This window comes from Peribacillus simplex, from assembly GCF_900156045.1.
GTDB classification, from domain to species: domain Bacteria; phylum Bacillota; class Bacilli; order Bacillales; family DSM-1321; genus Peribacillus; species Peribacillus simplex_D.
The window spans coordinates 326,400-349,132 of the sequence record NZ_FTMX01000002.1 but is presented as its reverse complement, the minus strand read 5'-3'; the positions used below and the strand labels follow the sequence as shown (position 1 = coordinate 349,132).

17 protein-coding genes are annotated in these 22,733 nt (G+C 39.8%); 15 read left to right on the top strand and 2 right to left on the bottom strand.

What is annotated here, in order from left to right:
- Positions 1 to 489 precede the first annotated feature (489 nt).
- From dcuS to nhaC, 5 genes are all read left to right on the top strand, one after another.
- On the top strand, positions 490 to 2,085 hold the full coding sequence (dcuS, locus tag BW986_RS08225) for a DcuS/MalK family sensor histidine kinase (protein ID WP_076366907.1): 1,596 nt from the start codon (positions 490 to 492) through the stop codon (positions 2,083 to 2,085).
- A gap of 1 nt (position 2,086) precedes the next feature.
- Entirely contained in the window at positions 2,087 to 2,794 is a 708-nt protein-coding gene (locus BW986_RS08220) for a response regulator (RefSeq protein ID WP_076366905.1), read from the top strand.
- A 295-nt stretch (positions 2,795 to 3,089) separates the two neighbouring features.
- Positions 3,090 to 4,784: an NAD-dependent malic enzyme gene (locus tag BW986_RS08215; protein WP_076366903.1), complete on the top strand. Its 1,695-nt coding sequence runs from the start codon at positions 3,090 to 3,092 to the stop codon at positions 4,782 to 4,784.
- 121 nt (positions 4,785 to 4,905) lie between these two features.
- Positions 4,906 to 5,853 (top strand): AEC family transporter, encoded by a 948-nt coding sequence (locus tag BW986_RS08210; protein WP_076366901.1) that lies wholly within the window; start codon positions 4,906 to 4,908, stop codon positions 5,851 to 5,853.
- Between the two features lie 729 nt (positions 5,854 to 6,582).
- Complete coding sequence (nhaC, locus tag BW986_RS08205) at positions 6,583 to 7,962, top strand: Na+/H+ antiporter NhaC (RefSeq protein ID WP_076367927.1); 1,380 nt, start codon at positions 6,583 to 6,585, stop codon at positions 7,960 to 7,962.
- A 98-nt stretch (positions 7,963 to 8,060) separates the two neighbouring features.
- On the opposite strand, the gene BW986_RS08200 is transcribed toward nhaC, so the two are convergent.
- Complete coding sequence (locus tag BW986_RS08200) at positions 8,061 to 9,254, bottom strand: FtsW/RodA/SpoVE family cell cycle protein (RefSeq protein ID WP_076366899.1); 1,194 nt, start codon at positions 9,252 to 9,254, stop codon at positions 8,061 to 8,063.
- Positions 9,255 to 9,993: 739 nt separating this feature from the next.
- Here BW986_RS08200 and BW986_RS08195 point away from each other — a divergent pair.
- The 4 genes from BW986_RS08195 (at position 9,994) to BW986_RS08180 (ending at position 14,955) form a co-directional block, all read left to right on the top strand.
- A complete protein-coding gene (locus BW986_RS08195) occupies positions 9,994 to 11,553 on the top strand; it encodes an aldehyde dehydrogenase family protein (protein ID WP_076367925.1) in 1,560 nt (519 codons plus the stop codon).
- A gap of 259 nt (positions 11,554 to 11,812) precedes the next feature.
- A complete protein-coding gene (locus BW986_RS08190; protein ID WP_076366897.1) occupies positions 11,813 to 12,595 on the top strand; it encodes a TerC family protein in 783 nt (260 codons plus the stop codon).
- Between the two features lie 351 nt (positions 12,596 to 12,946).
- Complete coding sequence (gene sigI / locus BW986_RS08185; RefSeq protein ID WP_076366895.1) at positions 12,947 to 13,690, top strand: RNA polymerase sigma factor SigI; 744 nt, start codon at positions 12,947 to 12,949, stop codon at positions 13,688 to 13,690.
- Positions 13,687 to 14,955 carry an anti-sigma factor domain-containing protein gene (locus BW986_RS08180; RefSeq protein WP_076366893.1) on the top strand — a complete coding sequence of 423 codons (1,269 nt, stop codon included), beginning with the start codon at positions 13,687 to 13,689 and terminating at the stop codon, positions 14,953 to 14,955. Before sigI ends, BW986_RS08180 begins: the two co-directional genes overlap by 4 nt.
- A gap of 55 nt (positions 14,956 to 15,010) precedes the next feature.
- Here BW986_RS08180 and BW986_RS08175 read toward each other — a convergent pair whose 3' ends face one another.
- Positions 15,011 to 15,202, bottom strand: coding sequence for an alpha/beta-type small acid-soluble spore protein (locus tag BW986_RS08175; protein ID WP_034314196.1), 192 nt, complete (start codon positions 15,200 to 15,202; stop codon positions 15,011 to 15,013).
- Between the two features lie 232 nt (positions 15,203 to 15,434).
- Between BW986_RS08175 and BW986_RS08170 the strand changes: the two genes are divergently transcribed.
- The 6 genes from BW986_RS08170 (at position 15,435) to BW986_RS08145 (ending at position 22,696) form a co-directional block, all read left to right on the top strand.
- A complete protein-coding gene (locus BW986_RS08170) occupies positions 15,435 to 16,787 on the top strand; it encodes a TrkH family potassium uptake protein (protein ID WP_076366891.1) in 1,353 nt (450 codons plus the stop codon).
- Positions 16,788 to 16,984: 197 nt separating this feature from the next.
- Positions 16,985 to 18,307, top strand: coding sequence for an ATP-binding protein (locus BW986_RS08165; RefSeq protein ID WP_076366889.1), 1,323 nt, complete (start codon positions 16,985 to 16,987; stop codon positions 18,305 to 18,307).
- 105 nt (positions 18,308 to 18,412) lie between these two features.
- Positions 18,413 to 19,642: an acyl-CoA dehydrogenase family protein gene (locus BW986_RS08160; protein ID WP_076366887.1), complete on the top strand. Its 1,230-nt coding sequence runs from the start codon at positions 18,413 to 18,415 to the stop codon at positions 19,640 to 19,642.
- Positions 19,639 to 20,412, top strand: coding sequence for an SDR family oxidoreductase (locus tag BW986_RS08155; RefSeq protein WP_076366885.1), 774 nt, complete (start codon positions 19,639 to 19,641; stop codon positions 20,410 to 20,412). Before BW986_RS08160 ends, BW986_RS08155 begins: the two co-directional genes overlap by 4 nt.
- Before the next feature lie 34 nt (positions 20,413 to 20,446).
- On the top strand, positions 20,447 to 22,060 hold the full coding sequence (locus BW986_RS08150) for a long-chain-fatty-acid--CoA ligase (protein ID WP_076366883.1): 1,614 nt from the start codon (positions 20,447 to 20,449) through the stop codon (positions 22,058 to 22,060).
- A gap of 72 nt (positions 22,061 to 22,132) precedes the next feature.
- Positions 22,133 to 22,696, top strand: coding sequence for a TetR/AcrR family transcriptional regulator (locus tag BW986_RS08145; RefSeq protein WP_076366881.1), 564 nt, complete (start codon positions 22,133 to 22,135; stop codon positions 22,694 to 22,696).
- Positions 22,697 to 22,733 lie beyond the last annotated feature (37 nt).

Sequence of the window (22,733 nt, the reverse complement as noted above, 5' to 3'; positions counted from 1 at the left end):
TGCGGGTATTTTAATCATTATCCCCTGTTTTAAACATGTCGACTTTAGATAAACGGAAACAGGGAGATAGAAGATGTTAGACAGCTGTATTTTTGAAAATTAAATAGTAACTAATTGGAAAGGTTAAATAAGAAAATCGTAGTAACTTAGCATGGTAAGAATTGCTAGGATATTCCGCGAAACTTCTTAATGAACTGCATAATACTAATAGAAAAGTTATGGCTTTAACCCTGGTGCAGGAGGAGTATAGCAAAAATAACTTCGGTTTTATCATTGAAAAATATTGCAGATGAATCCGTATTTTTAAGGATACCATTGGCAAATGGTTAGGTTATATCATATCACAATTGATTTAAATCACTTGGCCACATTTTTGGAACTTGATAAAGTACCGAATGATTGTGTGATGTAAGCAAAATGAACATACTTAACATAAAAAGTATCTTCCTTAAAGTAAATAGAGTTTTTAGACCAAAGAGGTGTGTAGCAGTGAAAAAAGGGAAATGGAGTCTACAGTTTACTATTATGATACTGGTGTGTGGGGTAGTAGCCCTATCATTATTTATTACAGATATTCTTATTAGCCAAACGGTTGCGGATACAATAGAGAAGAGCCAGACTGAAAAGGCAGTAAACGTAGCACGCATGGCAGCACAAACACCGCTAGTAATCGAAGCGTTAAGTGGAAGTGAGAACAATCAGGAAGTTCAGCAATTTACCAATAGGATAAAAAAATCGACAGATGTAGAATTTGTAGTAATAATCGATAATAATGGAATCCGGAAAACTCACCCCGATCCAAGTAAAATAGGAAAAAAATTTGTTGGAGGGGATGAGAAAGATGTATTACGAGGTAGAGAGCACATATCGATTTCCAAAGGAACTTTAGGCAGGTCTTTGCGTTCTTTCACCCCTGTTTATGATTCAGAGGATAATCAAATTGGCGCCGTGGTGGTCGGTATTTCTCTTCAAAAAGTTAATGATGCTGTTTTAAAAAGCCGTTTTAATATTTATGTAGGAACCGTTTTTGGAATATTAACCGGAATTGCGGGCGCAATACTTTTGGCAAGGTATATTAAGAAAATATTATTTGGGCTGGAACCTTTTGCTATTGCGAAGGTTTTAAAAGAGCGAAGTGCCATTTTACAATCAGTTCGGGAGGGAATTATAGCGGTAGATCAGAGTTCAACCATTACTCTCGTAAACAAAGCAGCTTTAAAGATATTTAAAAAAGCGGGTATTAATGAAAATCCAACGGGTAAAAAGCTAACTAGTTACATGCCTGACTCAAACCTGGATAGAATCCTGGAGACCGGCGAGGTCGAATTAGATAAAGAGCAGGATTTAAAAGATAGTGTCTTACTAGTGAATAGGGTACCAGTATTTGTGAAGGATGAAATCGTAGGTGCCGTGGCAACATTTCGTGATAAAACAGAAATACATCTGCTGGCGGAACAGCTGACTGGAGTCCGTTTATATGCTGAATCGTTAAGGGCCCAGTCGCACGAATTCATGAACAAACTCCATGTAATACTTGGTATGGTGCATATGCATTATTATGATCAGCTTGCAGCATATATTAGTGATCTTGTTGACCACAGAGAAAACGAGATTGGATTTATTACCAAAACCGTTAAAGATCCAGTACTAGCCGGTTTTTTAATTGGAAAACTCAGTTATGCAAGGGAAGCAGGTGCTAAGCTGGCATTATCCTCTGACTTTCAATTGCCAGAACCAGAAAATGCATCTATTACTCATGAGCTAATTACGATAATAGGAAATTTGATTGACAATGCTATAGAAGCAGTGGAAAAAAGTCCCGTTAAACGAATTGAATTAAAGTTTGATTATGCAGATGATATTTTAACCATTGAAGTTCATGATACTGGACAGGGAATATCTGATGCCAATCTTCATCATATCCTTCTAAAAGGATTTACAACAAAAGGAGGGGACAGGGGGATTGGTTTATATTTGGTTAAGGCAAGCCTGGATAAGCTAGGTGGAGATCTCAATATTAGTTCAAAAGAAGGTCAAGAAACAACGTTTGTGGTTTATATACCATACAAAGCAAGGATGATGTAGGATGATTAAGGTAATGATCGTAGAAGATGACCCGATGGTTGCAGAGTTCAATAAGCGCTATTTGAATCAAGTCGATGGCTACGAATTAGCTGCTGTCTGTTCCTCGGTGGATCAAGCTCTGAATGTATTGGAAAATCAAAGAATAGGGTTAGTTCTATTAGACATTTTCATGCCTGGGAAAAATGGACTCGATTTACTCTCACAAATTCGAGAAAGTGAAAAAGAGATAGATGTTATTGTCATTTCTGCGGCGTCGGACATTGAGAGGATTCAGAAAGCATTAAGACTAGGTGCTGTTGATTATTTAATTAAGCCGTTTGAATTTGAACGTTTTAACGCGGCCTTATCAGCATATCGGAACAAATCAGATTTTATTCAAGATAAAAATATGCTAAATCAAGAAGAATTAGATTATCGAATATTGCATCAAGAAGAAATTCATTTACCAGAGGAATTACCGAAAGGATTGTCTCAAGATACCTTAAAGATTATATGGAATGTGATACTGGTATTTAAAAATGCTCCCTTTTCAACAGAGGAAGTCGTAAATGTGGCGGGTATATCCAGGGTATCAGTAAGGAAATATTTAAAATTCATGAAGGATATCGGTGTCCTTGATGTTAAGGTAATCTATGGAACGGTAGGCCGACCAGTCTCCCAACACAAATTTAATGATGACAAGAGCCATATTATTCAACGTTATCTGTAAGTAGCCAATGGCTGCTTACTTTTTTTAATTACATAATACTAAAATTAGTTAAATAAGCTAGTGTCCCCCGTAAATGACTACTAAGATATAGACTGGCGATTGAGTTATTTATAAATTTTTCACAAGATTGAACAGATAAGCAGTAATGAGGAAATATTTAAGTTTTTACGTGCAGTATATTTATTTTCCTTTTTACAGTTTTCTTTTAGTAAATACACTTCCCCAGGGAAGAATATACTCTATTGTCTGGTAATGATCATTTTTAAATATACATTTTTAGGAAGAGGGAACGTCTATGACAGCTTATGAAAAGACAAAAAAGGGCTTGGGAACAACTTTAAGAGGAAAAGGTATCCTTTCAAACCCTTTTATTAATAAAGGGGTTGCTTTCACTAAGGAAGAAAGAAATGAACTAGGATTGGTAGGATTGCTACCATCCCAGGTGCTTACTCTTGAGGAACAAGTAAAAAGAGCTTATGAACAATTCTCCACTCAACCTAGCAATATTCGGAAGAATGGAATGTTATATGATTTATTTAATAGGAATGTGGTACTGTTTTACCGCCTGCTTAAAGACCATCTAAGTGAAATACTGCCGATCATTTACACACCTACTGTAGGAGAGGCCATTCAACAGTACTCCCAAGAATATCACCGTCCAGGAGGCCTATACCTATCTATTGATAATATGGAGGGAATGGAAGATGCATTTAAAAACCTGGACCTTTCATCTGATGATATCGATTTAATAGTTGTTACAGATTCTGAAAGTATTCTTGGAATCGGAGATCAGGGAGTTGGTGGAATTAACATAGCCATTGGCAAATTGGCAGTCTACACTGCAGCTGCGGGAATTGATCCAAGCAGGGTGCTTCCTATTGTCCTGGATGTTGGGACTGACAATGAAAGTCTGATTAGTGATCCACTGTATATTGGTAACAGGTTTGGGCGTGTTCGCGGTGATGAATACACCGAATTCATTGATTTATTTGTTAAAAATTCTCAAGCCTTCTTCCCAAGGGCATTACTTCACTGGGAAGACTTTGGAAATATAAATGCTCGAAATATAATCGATAATTATGGCGAAAAGATTCTCACTTTTAATGATGATATACAAGGTACAGGTGCGGTAACACTAGCCGCCGTAAAGTCTGCATTACAAGTAACTGGTGTTCCTTTAAAGGAACAAAGAGTTGTTGTTTTTGGTCCAGGTGCAGCAGGAATCGGTAATGCTGATCAAATGGTTGAAGCCATGATCCTTGATGGCATTTCCAGTGAAGAGGCATATGGTAACTTTTGGGCCGTCGATTATCGTGGATTGTTGATAGAGGACATTCCGGATGTTTTGAAATTCCAAAAGCCGTATTGCCGGAAAGCTGAAGAAGTCGAGGAATGGGCTCGGAATGAAGTCGGAATTATCCCATTATTGGAGGTAATAAAAAAGGTTAAACCAACCATCTTAATCGGCACTTCTGGTCAAACAGGGGCTTTCTCAGAAGAAGTTGTAAAAGAAATGGCAAAGCACGTGGAACATCCAATTATTATGCCGATGTCAAATCCGACTCCCTTAGCGGAAGCTGTTCCTGAAGACCTTATAAAGTGGACTCAAGGTAAAGCCTTAATAGCGACAGGAAGCCCGTTTGATGATGTTGACTATAATGGTGTGATTTATACAATCGGACAATCTAATAATGCATATATTTTCCCAGGACTTGGACTTGGTGCAATTGTCGCAGAAGCAACAAAAATCTCTAAGGGCATGCTTGCAGCAGCCTCATCTGCTGTTTCAAGATTATCGGATAGCAGTAAGCATGGTGCTTCTTTACTCCCTTCAATCAAACAATTGCAAGAGGTTTCTAAATCTGTAGCCATTGAAGTGGCAAAGACAGCCATTGAAGAAGGAGTTGCGAAAGCGGATATAACAGATATTGAAAAAGCAATTGCAGAATCCATGTGGAAGCCAGAGTACAAAACTATTCATGGGAAATAAATCCAGATTACTTTGTTGTCTCAAAAGAAAGGGGATCCGTTTTAGGGGACTCTCCGTATAAGTCAGTCAAAGTAGAACCTTTTAAATAGGACAATTTTTTGGAAAGAGAAGTGCATCTCGAGTGAATATTGGGAATATATTTTTAACATTAATACCAATCTTTTTTACAATTATTATTGGTTATTTGGGTGGCTATTTTAAAGTTTTTAATGCAGAATCATCCAAAGGGCTTAATACGTTAGTTACAAAATTTGCTTTACCTGCACACTTATTCATTGGGATCACAACAACCTCAAAACAAACCTTAATTAATCAATGGTCATTTTTCTTAACTATGACCATAGGTGTTATTGGCTTTTACATTATCCTTTTAATAGTGGCTCGTTTGGTGTTTAAATACGATTTAACTGCAGCATCTATGTTTTCATTAAACGCAACACAGCCAGCCTTTGCTTTTATGGGGATATCTGTATTAGGCAGTTTGTTCGGGGCGCAAGAGATAGCTATACCTATTGCGATTACCGGTATTGTGGTGAATGCCCTTCTGGATCCGTTAGCAACAATAGTTGGTACGGTCGGACAATCCAGATTGGGTAAATCAAAAGATGAAAAAACAAACATTCTGGGTATCGTTTTGCATGGTCTTAGCGAACCGCTTGCATGTATTCCCTTACTTGCTGTTGTATTAACACTTTCAGGGTTCCAGGCACCGGATATCATAAAAAATGCGCTCGATCAAATTGGGTCAGTGACATCTGGGGTTGCATTATTTGCTGTTGGTGTAACCGTGGGTATCCGTAAGATTAGCTTACGACCAATTGCTTTTGGTATTTCCATTTTAAAAGTTGTGGCTATTCCATTATATATGATTCTGGTTGCTCATCTAATTGGCCTTGATCATGCAGATACAATTAAAGCTATTTTGCTAGTATCATTTCCGGGATCTGCTGTAGCGGCAATGATTTCAACTAGATTTGATTCGTTATCAACTGAAACAGCATCTTCATTTGTAATTAGTACCATTCTATCTTTAATTACATTACCTATCTATATATCGTTGTTAATGTAGCATACTAAGTATCCATACTTCTTGGATGGATACTTTTCACCGGAAGTTTGTGAAACACTTAACAAACTTATTGTATAACATTAACCTTTTTTTGAAAAGAGGAGATGTTGGCTATTTTTATTTAAGGGGATGGCATTTCATTAAGGGTGTAAGCCCAGGAAAATGCGTCGCAAATAGTATCGATTGTAAAAATTCTCCATTAATCAAAATAAGATTATAATAAAAGGATTTGTGTAATTACATACTCGAATGCAGCAGTTGATGAAATCTAAAATATAAGTCTTTGGTGTACAGGAATCATTTTTTTACTTACAAAACGTGGTTTGTACACAATAATAATTTTTATTAATTGGTAAGTTAAAAAGATGATCAGGAACGGTTTGCAGTTCATTTAGGTGGGACTGCGACATAACTGAAAGAATTGCAGGGACATCGGTTTTGGATTAAGATAGGGCCTTATTTGGGGGCTAAGCAAAGAAGAGGACTTATATCTTAGGGTATATTAGGCTGAACCTATACGAAGCGAAGTATGGGTTTTTGTTTTGTGATAAAAAGGAATGAAGAATCAAATTCTACTAAAATAGATTATTATTCCTTTGACAATATCCTGAAACTCCTTTATATTTATCTAGTACTTTAGTGCTTAAAAGCGTTTCAGTATTTATGAGGAGTGAAAAGGTCCGATCCTTACCTCAGAGAATATACAACATGAAAGCGGGGAAATACATCATGCGTCTTGAAGATGCAAAGCTAAAACTTTCCTTACCTGAAGCAATTGGGGTTTTGGCCGTTCTATTCTTAATTATTGCAACTGGTATCATACATTATGGACTTGCACCCCATATTCCAATTATAGCGGCAATCCTATTTCTATTTGTTTATGGAAAGATCAAAAAGCTGCCATTTTCAATTATGGAGGCGGCTATAGTCAAAGGTGCAGTTACTGGTATGGGAGCCATTTATATATTCTTTTTCATTGGAATGCTGATTTCCATCTGGATGGCAAGTGGGACGATCCCTACCATCATGTACTATGGGTTTGACTGGATTTCTGGTGAATATTTCTATGCGATCACATTTCTGGTGTGTTCGCTAATTGGGCTTTGTATCGGGAGTTCACTTACAACATCAGCCACAATCGGCGTTGCTTTAATTGGTATGGCGGCGGCGATGGATTTATCGTTGGCGATTACAGCCGGTGCAATCATTTCCGGTGCATTTCTTGGGGATAAAATGTCTCCATTATCCGACTCTACCAATCTTGCATCGGGAACGGTTGGAGCACCATTATTTGAACATATTAATAATATGCTTTGGACTACGATTCCAGGTTTTTTAATATCGCTTATCAGCTTTTACTTCCTTTCACCGAATGTCAAAGTTGCTCGTGTTGAGGAAATCGAAGCCATGACCAAAGCCCTGGAAATGGAAACGAATATAAGCATATGGAGTATGATTCCGTTTGTCATCGTTCTAGTCATGGCTTTGAAAAAGGTTTCGGCGATTCCGACATTGTCAGCAGGAATCATTTCGGCGGCTGTGATTGCTTTCATACAAACGCCAAATTTGACCGTTGCAAAACTAGCGGATATCTTATATGGGGGTTTTGTACTGAAGAGTGGAATGGATCAACTTGACTCAATCCTATCGCGGGGCGGCATAGAAAGTATGATGTTCTCCGTTTCGATGGTGTTGTTGGCATTGGCCATGGGCGGACTATTGTTCGAATTGGGAGTCATCCCTTCTATTTTAAAAGCGGTCCAGGATTCATTGACGAGTGTAGCGAAAGTGATTTCCGCAACTGTATTTGCAGGAATCAGCGTGAATTTCCTGGTGGGTGAACAGTATTTGTCAGTTATACTGCCTGGGAAAGCCTTTCAGCAGAAATATGAAGAATTAGGCTTGCAGCCCAAAACGCTTGCAAGGGTACTTGAAGATGCGGGAACAGTTGTGAATCCTCTGGTTCCTTGGGGTGTCTGCGGTGTTTTCCTGACACAGGTATTGGGTGTTTCAACCCTTGAATATGCCCCATTTGCATTCTTCTGTTTACTTTGTCCTTTGCTCAGTCTGATTTCTGGCTTTACGAAAATCGGTATCCATTATAAATGAAAAAACAGGCGGTCGGTTTCGACTGCCTGTTTTTTATATGAACTTCAATAGGGAACCCCCCTGACATGAACAGAAATGTCAGGGGGGTATTTGATCGATTATTTTGAAGACGCAATCTCATCTTTTGGGATGGACACGACCTTTTCTTTCTGTTCAAGTAAATTCATTCGCATGACGACATTTTGGAATATGCCCATTGATAGCATGAGCAGCAGTAAGGAAGATCCTCCATAACTGATGAATGGAAGGGTGATTCCTGTAATTGGGATAAGACCAGTCACTCCGCCGACGTTAATTCCTACTTGAATGCCGATCATGGATGAGATGCCGATCAATAAAAGACTTCCAAATGGATCGTTGCATTTTGCTGAAAGTACAAATCCCCTCAGGACGATAAAACCTAGTGTCAATAGAACGAATCCCACTCCGAATATCCCGAGCTCTTCTGCAATGACGGCCATGATGAAATCAGTATGTGATTCAGGCAGGTACCCGTATTTTTGTACACTGTCACCAAGTCCCACTCCAGTAAGGCCGCCGGATCCTATCGCGAATAAGGAATTCACGAGTTGATACCCGCTTTCTCCTGCCTTTCCGAAAGGGTCTGCAAACCCGGTAAAACGAGACACCTTATTTTCAGAGAGGACGGATGAGAAATTACCTGTCACGAGTACTCCTAATGCGAATATCGCAACAAATATCGCAGTAATCAAAGAGAGTTTGAATATACTCTTAAAAGACATCCCGGATGAAATGATCATGGTACTTGAAATCAGGAAAATGACTGCTGCCGTTCCATAGTCAGGCTGTATTCCGATTAAAAAACAGATGAATACCAGAAAGAAAATCGGGGGAATGACGGCTTTATCAATACTATTGATACGATCCTGCCTTTTTCCGTAAATGGCTGCCAGATAAATGATCATCGCCAATTTGGAAAATTCGGCGGGTTGTATCGATGCTGTCCCTAACTTGAACCAGCTTGTGGCATTTCCTGCTGTATGGCCGAAGATAAATAGCAGCAAAAGAATACCGGCCATTCCAAACATCATAGACATCAGAAACATTTTGTTTTTGTACATCTTATAAGGAAGAATCATCGTGACGATCATTGCCAGGAATGAAATGAGAAAGGCCGTTTTTTGTTTCTCAAAGAAGAAATCCATGGGCTTGCCGTATCGAGCAACAGCAGTAATCATGCTCGAACTGTAAATCATGACTAAACCAAACAAACAGAGTAATACGACAGCGATGAAAATAGGGAAGTCGTATGCTTTAATTATTCTTTTCACTTGTGCGCTCACCTCAAATATGTATGCGCGAAAAAATCGCCTTCTTATATAGTAACGGAAAATCGGTTATATAGATAATAATTTTTATTCGATAATATGAATTTATCCTCTATTACCAAATATTAAACACTAAAACCGATAAACTAGTCTCCCAGATTTCCTTTTTGCTTATAGTTTGGATGCCTATACATTACCTTCGATAGCAAACGTGAATACTCCTTTTAAAATCGGAATTTTTTTACTATATATTCCATTTTCGTGGTGCTATAGAGATTACTATTCAAGGTTATCGATGAATGGGCTGTAGTTCATGTGTTTCACCAAATGAGTTGTAACACGTGATGTGATGTCGCGGATACTGTAATCGGATTTTTAAATAAAATGACTCATCTTAAGAGGTATACTTATTTTAGCTCCAATTATGTTGCAGGGAATCGGACGGGAATTTTATGGAGAGAGGGTAACGGTTGTGAACTTGATTTCAATCGATTATATTATACAGGCTGCTGCGTCTCTGTCATTATATAAGAGGGTTCAGGAAAAACCTCATACGTTTAGTAAAGTTCATGGAACGTTTCTCTCATGAACTGTTCAAGAAAAGCGGTCAAGCGCTCTTATCAATCCGTCCTGGCATATTAAGAAGTGGAATAGAGTCGCTCCTTTAATGTCACTTGGAAAGGGCGTTTTGACAGCACTTCAGCCGAGAAGTTTTGCTGCATTTCAAGGAAGGGGAGTAGTTATGGAAGAAATACATGACAAGTTGGAAGTGTTTTCTCCGGCAACAGGTGAGAAGATTGCGGAAATCGTCCCAACGTCATTGAAGTCGATTCCTCATATATATAAGAAATCAAGACATGCGTTCCAATCATGGTCGAATCTTCCCATCAAGGAACGGCTGCACTATTTAAAACGGCTTCGTTTATTGATGGTTGAAAAAATGGATGAAATAGCTGAAGTCGTTTCAAAAGATACGGGAAAAGTGAAAATTGAAGCGCTGGTTGCTGACATCATGCCAACGATTGATGCAATCAAGCATATCGAGAAACATGCAGTGAAGGCTCTTTCCGGACGGAAGGTCACCACTCCACTCATGTTAATTGGTAAAAAATCTTATATCCATTATATGCCCCGAGGAACGATTCTCGTCATTTCACCATGGAATTATCCGCTGCAGCTTTCCATGGTACCGATTCTTAATGCTTTAGCAGCGGGAAATACAGTCATCGCCAAGCCATCTGAGGTAACTCCTTTAGTTGGGGTGTGCATCGAAAATCTGTTTATTGAAGCTGGTTTCCCGGAGGGGACTATACAGTTTGCCCATGGAGGGAAAGAATTGGGTGCGGCATTAACTGAGCAAAAACCAGATTATATATTTTTTACTGGATCTGTAAGGACTGGAAAAGTGATTGGTGAGGTCGCAGCAAGACACCTGATCCCAACGACTCTGGAGCTTGGCGGTAAGGATCCGATGATCGTCCTGCGTGATGCTAACTTGGAGCGGGCTGTGAATGGGGCTCTATGGGGGGCTTTCACAAATAGTGGTCAGGTGTGCATGAGTGTTGAAAGGGTTTATGTGGAACGTCCTGTTTATAAGGAGTTCCTAATGCTTATTAAAGAAAAAACGAAGTCCATGAGGCAGGGAGTGCAATCGAACGATGATATCGGTTCAATGACTTTCCCGGCACAAGTTGATATTGTGGCTGGACACCTGGAGGATGCACTGGATAAGGGGGCCGTACTTGAGGCCGGAACACCTCCGAAAGAGTGGAAAATGGGACAGACCCATTTCATTCCGCCGACAATTCTGTCCAATGTCGATCATTCCATGAAAATCATGAAAGAAGAAACGTTCGGACCCGTTTTGCCTGTTATACCTTTCGATACGGAGGAAGAAGTGATCGCCCTGGCAAATGAAAGTGAATATGGACTCAATTCCAGCGTTTGGACCATGGATAGGGAAAAAGCAAGCAGGATTGCTTCACGGTTAGTAACCGGTGCGGTGACGATCAATGATGTGCTAATAACGGTTGCTAATCATCATTTACCCTTTGGCGGTGCCAAACAAAGTGGGGTTGGCCGCTATCATGGCGAGCATGGATTGAAGATTTTCTGCCATGAAAAAGCGATCATGATCGATAATGGTAAAAACAATACAGAAATACAATGGTATCCATATGAGGGGAAATACACGAGTTTTTTATCGTTGTTTCAGAACTACTTTTCTGCCAAACCGAACTGGATTCGTTTCGGCAAAGAATATTTGCGATTGATTAAATTATCCAAAGGAAATCGAAAATGAGATCCATTTATAAAAAAGATTGTTATTTTCATAACTCGCGCGTATACTATTAATATACTTAATAACTGATTTTCCTTTTCAAAGGGGAGTAGCGTTAGGGTTCGCCCTAAAACAAAGTCGTCATTACGTGGATGTTAAACATTCATCGGCTTTGTTGACATGATTTCATGTTCAGCAAGACCTTTGCCTATATGGCAGAGGTCTTTTTATTTTGCCAATGCCAATAGGAAGGAAATACTAACTATTGGAGGTTGAATGGATGGAAGCATCAATATTATTGGAATATGGCTGGGTCCTTCTCATCTTGGTTGGATTGGAAGGGATACTTGCTGCGGATAATGCAGTTGTCATGGCTGTCATGGTTAAGCATTTGCCAAAAGAGCAACAGCGAAAAGCCTTGTTTTATGGTCTGATGGGAGCTTTTGTTTTCCGCTTTGCAAGTTTATTCCTTATTTCCTTTCTTGTCGACGTGTGGCAAGTTCAAGCAATCGGTGCGATTTATTTACTTTTCATTGCTTTTCAGAACATTTACAAAAAATACGCGGGTAAAAGTGAGAAGGAAATCACGAAACCCAAAAAGCAATCTGGCTTCTGGATGACCGTGGTAAAGGTTGAAGCGGCTGATATAGCCTTCGCAATCGATTCCATGTTGGCTGCCGTCGCACTGGCTGTTACACTTCCTGCAACAGGCTGGATGAAAGTCGGCGGTATTGACGGAGGGCAATTCGCTGTCATGTTCCTCGGAGGTTTGATTGGATTGGTCATTATGCGATTTGCAGCAAATGGATTCGTGAAGTTGCTTCATCAGCGTCCTTCACTTGAAATGGCAGCATTTTTGATTGTGGGATGGGTTGGAGTGAAATTGGCGGTACACACACTCGCACACCCTTCATTGGCTGTCATCGATCATCATTTCCCTGAATCAACTCTTTGGAAATCGATTTTCTGGACCGTTTTGATTGGAATTGCAGCAGGTGCATGGATCATTTCAAGCAAGAAAGAAAAAAAAGAAAAAGAAGAGAAAAAAATACAGGAAGCTTAAAAAAAAGGCGTGCTGGTCGCGCCTTTTTTTTGCTTCTTAATGTATTTATGGAGATGACCCTCAAAAGCGCAGGGATGTTTACGTATGATATGTTAAAAGATGTGAATATTAAATTCCGGTTATAAAAATGACAATTGTCCCATTGAATTGGACGAAAATCCGGAAAAAGTTATTTTACTGTAATTGCACTGTAATAAACGAGAAAAAACTAAGTATTTTATCATGTTGATATATTATGTGATTTCATTTAAATCGCAAAAATAGTTCTTTTGGTACTGTCTTTTAGACTCCCTCCGCTTAAGATAAGTATGTTGATGCGTATTTTATGTTCAACAGGAGCGAGGTGAGCAAATGCTTGGATTGTTGTTTACAGCATTCAAAAAAAAGCGTTCTTTAGAAGAAACCGTATTGAAAATTCAACAAGGCGATATTAGCCTTCGTAATGATACAATAGAGTCATTCAAACCTTTTATTGCGAAAACCGTCTCATCGGTTTGCAAACGTTACATATACGAATCGGATGATGAATTCAGTATTGGTATGATTGCTTTTAACGAGGCAATCGATAAATATTCCCCGGAAAAAGGCCGTTCTTTATTGGCATTTGCCGAAACTCTCGTTAAACGAAGGGTTATAGATTATTTAAGAAGCCAGTCCAAACAAAAAGAAGTACTATTGGATTTATCACTGAATGATGATAATGATCAAAGCCATATATATATCGATAATGAAAATTCCATCAATGAATACGAGAAGCAAAAGGAATCGGAAAGAAGAAAAGAAGAAATTCAACTTTATATAAGCCATCTACAGGATTTTGGTCTGTCATTTGAGGATTTAGTTGAAAACTCTCCCAAACATGCAGATGCAAGGAAGGGAGCTATCATGATCGCTAAATTGTTAATGGAAGATGACGAACTGAAAGAAACCCTGTTTGCAAAAAAGCGGCTGCCCGTAAAACAGCTTGAGGGAAAAGTGGAAGTAAGCAGAAAAACGATTGAACGGAACAGAAAATACATCATTGCTGTGGCAATCATAATAAACGGAGATTTTTTGTATTTGAATGATTATATAAAAGGGGCTATCGATGGATGAAAAAAGGAGTTATTCTTTCAGTTAATAAGCGATATGTGACCCTATTGACCCCCGAGGGTGAATTTCTGAAAACCAAAAGGCAGGAACGTGTATATGAAGTGGGTGAGGAAATCACTTTTTCACCTGCTGAACAAAAGTTCACTTTAGCTTTTTCCAATTTTCATTCATCTTTCAAAAAAACGGCCGTGCTAAGCATTGCCTCTACTTTCTTGATACTCTTTTCGATTCTTCCTTCTTATTTCTCTGGTCCCGTGTCGGCATATATGACGATAGATGTGAATCCAAGCATTGAATTGGAGCTTGACGATGATTTAGAAGTTCTCAAACTTACCGGTTTAAATGAAGACGGCAAGCTTGTGATTGATCATCTGAAGGACTGGAAAGGCAAGAATATAAGGACTGTTACAAACCGAATCGTTGAAACGACGAAGCAACTTGGTTATTTGAAAGGAAATAAACAAATAGTCGTTTCCACAACGTTATTGGAAAAAAATAAAGAACTGGATAAGAATTTAAAAGAAGAGATAAAAGAAATATCAGAGCAGGATAATGTTTCTGATACAAGAATGAAAGTGATCCAGGCAACAAAAAGCGATCGGAAGCAAGCAAGGAAACAAGGCATTTCCACGGGTAGGTATCTTGATAAGAAGTTGAATGAAGATAAAGGAAAGGTAAAAGTCAATAAGAGGGAGCCTGCTCCAGCGCCAGATAAAAAAGTCGAGGAAAAGGTTATTATTCCGAAAGAGAAGGGCGTAACGCTGAGAACGGATAATCCGGATGGGGAAAAGAAAAAAGAGAATGATGAAATTGAAATAAAACAAAAGGCGGACAATGAAGCAAAACCGACTGAACGGAAAAGCCCGGGAATTGAAGTTACCAAAATTAAGGAACAAACTGAACGGGAAGATACAATTGGAAAACGGAATGCGATAAATGGATATAAGGATAAACACAACGAGTCAAAAGGGAAATCGGATAGCTATCATACCAACCAATCAAAGAACAAGCAGAAAAATGAACAGAATGGTAAAAAGTTCAATGTGAAAAAAGTTTCATCAGCCAAAGAAAATAATAATGATGATTCTATAAAGCACGAAAAAAAAAATGAACAAGCTAGACAGAATAAGCAAACTAAACAGAATAAGCAAGCTAAACAAGTGAAGCAAGTTAAAGAGAATAAGCAAAATAAACAAGATAAGAAAGATTGGGATAAGTCGAAATGGGGTAAAGGCAATAGTGGAAACGGAAATGGACATAATGATTAAAAAGAGTCCAGCATGCAGCTGGACTCTTAGCCATGGATATTTAATTGTAATAAGATTATTGACCTTTAAGTTGAGATTGTGCTTGTTGTACAAGACGTTTCGTGATTTCTCCGCCAACTGAACCATTGGCACGTGCTGAAGTATCGGAACCTAATTGTACACCGAATTCGGATGCAATTTCATATTTGATTTGTTCTAATGCTTGTTCGATTCCAGGAACAAGAAGATTGTTACTGCTGTTAGCCATTTGAATCTCCCCTTTACTTTTTCAACGGCTTTTGCCGCTGTAATGATAGTATAAGTAGAATGCGGAGTTTTACTTATATGAGCGGCATCAAAGTTATTGGTAAACCTGCCTTTTTGTTGTAAGTAAGTCAGTTTTAAAAGAGAATGGAAAAAAGAATGAAAAAAGGGTAAACTAGATTTTTAATGGTTATGTGATTCGCATAACCATAAAGGAGTAAGAAAGGAAACTCTTTATGTTTGCTATCAAAAAAATATTATCAAAGTTAACACCCGCTCAGCTTATCGTCGGTTATTACTTTTTGGCCGTAAGTATCTCGACCATACTGTTGAGTCTGCCTGTTGCTCTTAAGCCAGGCGTGGAATTTAAATTCATGGATGCATTATTCACAGCCGTAAGTGCAGTTAGTGTGACAGGTCTAACAGTTGTTAGTTTACCTGAAGTGTATAATGAGGTAGGCTATTTCATTCTAATGTTTGTTCTCCAATTTGGCGGTATTGGCATTATGACACTTGGAACGTTTTTCTGGTTGATTTTAGGTAAGAAAATCGGTTTGAAGGAAAGACAATTGATCATGACCGATCAGAACCAATCGAATCTTTCGGGGCTTGTTAAATTATTGATTCAAATCATTCAGATATTTGTCGTAATTGAAATGATTGGCGCTCTAGTTTTAGGCATTTACTTTCTGAATTATTTTCCAAGCTGGCAAGAAGCCTTTTTAAATGGCTTGTTTTTAGCCATAAGTGCCACCACGAATGCAGGTTTTGATATCACCGGCATTTCAATGATTCCATTTAAAGACGATTATTTTGTACAGTTCATCACGATCATCCTGCTTACCCTTGGAGCTATCGGGTTTCCTGTCTTGATTGAGTTGAAAGAGTTTTTATCCAATAAAGCCCGTACTTATAAGTTTCATTTTTCTTTGTTCACGAAGCTGACATCAGTCACTTTCTTTTCCCTAATCATTGGGGGAACGATCCTGATTTACTTGCTGGAAATGAATGGGTTTTTTAAAGGTAAGAGCTGGCATGAATCTTTTTTTTATTCTTTATTTATGTCATCGAATACGAGAAGTGGTGGCCTTGCAACGATGAATGTGGGCGATTTCTCGGAACCGACCCTTTTATTGCTGAGCATTTTGATGTTCATTGGAGCATCCCCAAGTTCAGTCGGGGGAGGGATACGGACAACGACTCTTGCCATCATGATTCTATTTTTATGGAATTTCATGAGGGGAAGGCGTTCCATTAAAGTGTTCAAGCGGGAGATTCATCCCGATGATATTCGAAAGGCGACGGCAGTTATGATCATGGGATCGCTCCTTTGCATAATCGCTGTTTTCATTTTATCGATTACTGAGAATTTTACTTTGATGCAAATCATTTTTGAAGTATGTTCAGCTTTCGGTTCAGTCGGTCTTTCGATGGGAATTACGCCTGAACTCAGCAATACCGGTAAAATTGTCATTATGATCATTATGTTCATCGGCCGTGTCGGGATAACTTCCCTCTTGTATATCATAGGCCATAAAGAAGTTACGGAAAATTTCCATTATCCTAAAGAACGCGTCATCATTGGGTAAATGATTTAAGCAGAACAGTAACCTTTCCATCGAGGAAAGGTTTTTTGTTTTGTTTGCAGGAATCATGAACAAAATGTTGAAATTTACCTATAAGTGAGTATTCCACCACTTTTATATACAAAAATTGCTTGATTTGACCCCTTACTTCGAATTCAATCAAATGAAGTATAAATCATTTTGGTAAGGAGGTGGAAGAAGTGAAGAAATATACTGGAAGGATCATTGTCCCTGCCCTTTTCTTCATATTGATATTACCCTATTTAGGGTGGCTGGGGCATGAAGAACGAAGGTTTTTCGCATTTGCAGTAATATATGTAATCGTAATTTTAACCATTGCCTGGTGTTTGGGTGCCATCTTCGATCATAATCGAAAAACGATTGCTTTGTTGCAGGATAGCGAAGGGCGTTATCGCATTATCTCCAATTACTCTAAAGAATTGATCAATAGCTTCAATGAAGTCGTTTTCCAAACGGATGAAAAAGGGAAATGGTTGTATTTAAACCCGGCATGGAAATCGATGAGCGGTGCAACCGTGAATGAATCCCTGGGGCTTCACTTTTCAAAACATATGGATAACGCTTCTTATCAAGAGGTATTGAAGACCTTTGCGGACTCCTTTCATCGAGGGGATAAATATTTTCGTGCGGACATTAAACTAAATGCAAAAAAGGGAACAAGTTGGGTTGAAGCATTCGTTAAACTAATTTACGATGACGCTGGGAAATTCATCGGGACGGTGGGCATATTATCGGAAATCAATGAACGGAAACATGCGGAGGAAAAGCTTGTTAGCCTAAACGAACACCTGGCAATAACATCAAGCAAATTATCAACGGCTGCCCAACTTGCGGCAGGGATTGCACATGAGGTCAGGAATCCGATGACAGCGATAATGGGATTCGTGAAGTTGATTAAAGATGGCGGTTCTGAAAAGCAGGAATACTATGATATTATTTTTTCAGAAATAAATCGAATCGAGCAGGTGCTGAATGAACTCTTGCTGCTATCGAAACCTGCTGAGGCGGTTTTTCTCGAGAAGGATTTAAAGGAAAGCTGCAACCATGTCGTAACGCTGTTGGAGACCAACGCCGTACTGAACAATATCCAAATTCATAAAAATTATGATTCAGAACCTATTTTTATGTACTTTGATGAAAACCAAATCAAGCAAGTATTAATAAACATGATAAAAAATTCCATAGAATCGATGCCGAATGGCGGAAATATTTTTGTGAGCATAAATGAAAAAAATGGGGAAGTTTTTTTGGGCATTTTGGATGAAGGTGAAGGTATCCCGGAAAACTCCCTTCAAAAGGTAGGAGAACCATTTTTCACTACAAAAACATCAGGAACGGGATTGGGTCTTTCCGTTTGTTTTAGAATCATCGAAAAGCACGGCGGAAAAGTTTTCATCACAAGTGAACTGAAAAAAGGTACGAAAATCGTTTGTATATTTCCAACCGTCCAACAAAGGGAATGTAGTGAGAACGAAAAGGTCCGGATGCAAGGCCGCGAATGACTAGAAAATAATGATTTAATCGTTGAAAAAATCTGAATATTATGTATATAATTTAAAGGTAATAACATACTAACCGGTTAGTAAGTTTAAAAGGAGGAATTCAATTTGAACTTTGAACATACTCAAAAGGTGAAAGATCTGGAAAAGAAGTTAACGGAATTCATGGAAAAGCATGTTTACCCAAATGAATCAATATACAAAAAGCAGCTCGAAGCACAGAAGAGCCGCTGGAGTGAAATACCCCCGATAATATCTGAATTGACGGCAAAAGCAAAAGAAGAAGGATTATGGAATTTATTTTTACCTGATAGCGGTTATGGCGGAGGTTTAACAAATCTAGAGTATGCCCCGCTTTGTGAAATCATGGGTAGATCGACGATAGGGCCTGAAATCTTCAACTGTAATGCGCCGGATACTGGTAATATGGAAGTGTTGGTGAGATACGGTTCAGATGAACATAAAGAACGCTGGCTGAAGCCCTTGCTTGCTGGGGAAATCCGCTCATGCTTCTCGATGACAGAACCGGAAGTGGCGTCTTCCGATGCGACCAATATCGAATGCAGGATTGAAAAGACGGGTAATGAGTATGTCATAAACGGCCGAAAATGGTGGTCTTCAGGAGCAGGCGATCCCCGATGCAAGATTGCCATCGTCATGGGTAAGACAGATCCTGAGGCGTCCAAGCATGAACAACAGTCAATGATTCTTGTACCGCTGGATACACCGGGTGTCAAAATTGAGAGAATGCTCCCTGTGTTTGGTTATGATCATGCCCCGCATGGCCATGCCGAAATCACTTTTGAAAATGTGAGGGTCCCGGCAACGAATATTCTATGGGGTGAAGGCAAAGGATTTGCTATTGCCCAAGGAAGGCTCGGACCCGGGAGGATACATCATTGCATGAGGCTGATCGGCGCTGCTGAAAGAGCTCTTGAAGAATTATGTAAGCGCATACAAAAACGTGTCGCTTTTGGTAAAACATTGGCGAGACAAGGTGTGATCATGGAGTGGGTTGCTGATTCACGCATTGAAATCGAACAAGCAAGACTTCTGACCTTAAAAGCTGCTTATATGATGGATACTGTCGGGAACAAGGAAGCGAAAGCGGAGATTGCCATGATTAAAGTGGTGGCACCAAATATGGCATTGAATGTGCTGGACAGGGCCATCCAAGGCTTTGGAGCTGCTGGGATTTCCGATGATTTCCCTTTTGCTGCACATTGGGCCAATGCAAGGACTTTAAGGCTTGCTGATGGTCCCGATGAAGTTCACCGCTCACAAGTTGCTAAGATAGAACTTCGAAAATACCAACAAAAGCATGAGGTGAAAATATGAAAGTTACCGACTTATTCGATTTAACTGGAAAGACGGCGATCATAACCGGTGGAGGGAGAGGATTGGGAGCGCAAATTGCGACCGGCTTTGCCGAAGCTGGTGCAAATGTCGTTCTTTGTTCAAGGAAGAAGGAGGCATGCGACGAAGTTGCTTCACAAATCGAAAAGCTTGGAGTCAAGGCGCTTTCCCTGAAGTGTGATATCACCAATCCGTCAGATGTACAGGAAGTTGTTAACGAAACTTACCGTGAATTCGGTGCCATCGACATTTTGGTGAACAATAGCGGGGCATCCTGGGGGGCACCGGCCGTCGACATGCCCCTTGAAGCATGGCAGAAGGTGATGAATGTCAATGTAACCGGAACCTTTATCATGAGCCAGACAACAGGCAGGGTCATGATTGAGCAGGGACATGGGAAAATCATAAACATCGCTTCCGTTGCCGGATTAGGGGGGACCGACCCGAGGGTGCTCGATACTGTCGGATATAATGCGAGTAAAGGGGCGGTCATTACTTTAACGAAGGATTTAGCTGTTAAATGGGGTCAGCATAATATCAATGTTAATGCAATCGCACCCGGATTCTTTCCGACAAAAATGACGAAAGGGGTTCTTGAGCAAGGAAAGAATCCTATCTTGGATTCGACTCCGCTAAAAAGATTAGGGAGTGATGATGATTTGAAAGGGGCAGCGGTTTTCCTGGCTTCAAAGGCATCCGATTTTGTGACTGGAAATATCCTGATTGTCGATGGGGGTTCACATGCAAAGTAATGAAAGGTAAGTAAATATGGCTGGAGGGTATGAAATGATAAATGAAAAAAAATGGCTTTCCGTTTATCCTGATTCAATTTCAAAGGAAATAAAAGTCCCTGAGTTTCCGATGCAAGAAATCCTTCAAAATGCATGTCAGTCCTACCCAAACAATACAGCTATTACTTTCTATGACCGAAAGATATCCTATCAGGAACTTTTTCATGCGTCGCAAGCCTTTGCTTCAGCCCTGCAAAAAAAAGGTGTTCAAAAAGGCGATCGTGTCGCCATCATGCTACCTAACTGTCCGCAATACGTTATCGCTTATTATGGATCGTTGGCAACAGGAGCCATTATCACCCAAATCAACCCAATGCTGGTTGAAAGGGAGCTGCAGCATATTTTACAGGACTCCGGTGCTGAAACGATCGTTGTATTGGATGGATTATACCCGAAAGTGAAAAGTGTGCAGCAACATGCAAATCTGAAAAATATCATCGCCGTAAGCCTTCAGTCTTCGGATGCAGATTTCCAGCCTGATGCTTCTTTTGACCAATTCATGAAGACAGGGGACGGCAAAATCAATCACGTATCAATCGATCCGGAAAATGATATAGCCGTTCTTCAGTATACAGGAGGAACGACCGGCCGTTCAAAAGGGGCGATGCTGACTCACAGCAATATCCTGGCCAATGTCGTTCAATCGTATGAGTTCTTCAAGCATGAATTAAAAATGGGCTCTGAAAGAACGCTGTCGGTCATCCCGCTTTTTCATGTTTTTGGAATGACGTCCGCAATGAATTTATCCGTGTATATCGCGGGTGATTCCATCATGCTGCCACGATTTGAAATAGAAGAAGTGCTGGAAACGATTAAACGTGAACAGCCGACCACTTTTCCTGGTGTACCGACCATGTATGTAGCGTTGACGAATCATCCAAAGGCAGAAGAATATGGAATGGGCTCAATTCGGGTCTGTAACAGCGGAAGTGCACCGATGCCCGTGGAACTGCTGCGTGAGTTCGAACGAAAATCAGGTGCGAAGATATTGGAAGGCTACGGTCTAACGGAAGCTTCGCCAACAACGCATTGTAACCCGGCATTTGCAAAAAGGAAGCCTGGGAGCGTCGGGATTGGTTTCCCTTCTACTGAATATAAAGTGATGGACCTGGGGGACGGGACAAAAGAAATGTCCCATGGAGAATTGGGGGAATTGGTCGTCAAAGGACCTCAAGTGATGAAAGGTTACTGGAATATGCCGGAGGAAACGGCGGTGACCCTTAGGAATGGTTGGCTTTATACGGGTGATATCGCCAAAGTTGATGAAGACGGGTATCTCTATATTGTCGACAGGAAAAAAGATTTGATCATCGCAAGTGGCTATAATATATATCCGCGAGATGTGGAGGAAGTTCTCTATGAACATCCTGCTGTTCAGGAAGCGGTTGTCATCGGAGTTCCAGATGCTTACCGAGGGGAGTCGGTAAAAGCTGTGCTCGTACTTAAACAAAATAAAACGGCAAATGAACGGGAAATCATCGATTACTGCCGAGCTAACCTATCGGCTTATAAAGTTCCGCATTTCGTTGAATTTCGTGATGAGTTACCGAAAACAAATGTCGGAAAGATTTTAAGGCGGGCTTTAAGAGAAGAACTTTCCAGGAAATAAGAGGGCTTTGATAGTACGAACGCGTATGATATCAATTCAGCTGAAATTTTAACAGATTGCGAGGATGCAAACATGAAAGAAAAAATGACAGAACATAGCATACGCTTATTTGAAAAGAAGGGCTTTAGTGAAACGTCGATATCCGATATCGTCGAATCGGTCGGGGTTACGAAGGGAACGTTTTATTATTACTTTACGAGCAAAGAGCAGTTGCTTATGGATATTCATCTAGCTTATATAGACGAGTTGCTTAGTGAGCAGGAAATAATTATGTTGGATCCTGGGAAAAGCTGTAAGGATAAGCTTTTCGATATGGTATTGATGCTTTTAAAAAGCATCAAAACCAAAAAATCCAGCGCAACGGTCTTTTTCCGTGAAATGAAAAATCTAAGTGACGAAAAACTTGCACAAATCCTTCCTAAGCGTGATGAGTTCCGTAATAAAATCGAGCAAGTGCTGATTAGCGGCATCGAGAGCGGAGAACTACGTTCCAATCTCGATGCATCCATCATCTCTTTTGCTATTTTGGGTGTGGCCAATTGGAGCTATCATTGGTTCGACCCGGAAGGTGAAAAAACCGAAAAGGAAGTTGCAGCCATTTTTATGGGGATGATTCTGCAGGGAATCGAAGCGTGACCAGGTTACATACTAACCAGTTAGTAGAAGGGAGATA

Excerpts from the sequence above, each read along its gene's own strand:
- BW986_RS08150 (WP_076366883.1), top strand. The coding sequence starts at position 20,447 with ATGATAAATGAAAAAAAATGGCTTTCCGTTTATCCTGATTCAATTTCA.
- BW986_RS08190 (WP_076366897.1), top strand. The coding sequence starts at position 11,813 with ATGGAAGCATCAATATTATTGGAATATGGCTGGGTCCTTCTCATCTTG.
- BW986_RS08195 (WP_076367925.1), top strand. The coding sequence starts at position 9,994 with ATGGAAGAAATACATGACAAGTTGGAAGTGTTTTCTCCGGCAACAGGT.
- BW986_RS08145 (WP_076366881.1), top strand. The coding sequence starts at position 22,133 with ATGAAAGAAAAAATGACAGAACATAGCATACGCTTATTTGAAAAGAAG.
- BW986_RS08175 (WP_034314196.1), bottom strand. The coding sequence starts at position 15,202 with ATGGCTAACAGCAGTAACAATCTTCTTGTTCCTGGAATCGAACAAGCA.
- sigI (WP_076366895.1), top strand. The coding sequence starts at position 12,947 with ATGCTTGGATTGTTGTTTACAGCATTCAAAAAAAAGCGTTCTTTAGAA.
- BW986_RS08180 (WP_076366893.1), top strand. The coding sequence starts at position 13,687 with ATGAAAAAAGGAGTTATTCTTTCAGTTAATAAGCGATATGTGACCCTA.
- BW986_RS08220 (WP_076366905.1), top strand. The coding sequence starts at position 2,087 with ATGATTAAGGTAATGATCGTAGAAGATGACCCGATGGTTGCAGAGTTC.
- BW986_RS08170 (WP_076366891.1), top strand. The coding sequence starts at position 15,435 with ATGTTTGCTATCAAAAAAATATTATCAAAGTTAACACCCGCTCAGCTT.
- nhaC (WP_076367927.1), top strand. The coding sequence starts at position 6,583 with ATGCGTCTTGAAGATGCAAAGCTAAAACTTTCCTTACCTGAAGCAATT.
- BW986_RS08215 (WP_076366903.1), top strand. The coding sequence starts at position 3,090 with ATGACAGCTTATGAAAAGACAAAAAAGGGCTTGGGAACAACTTTAAGA.
- BW986_RS08155 (WP_076366885.1), top strand. The coding sequence starts at position 19,639 with ATGAAAGTTACCGACTTATTCGATTTAACTGGAAAGACGGCGATCATA.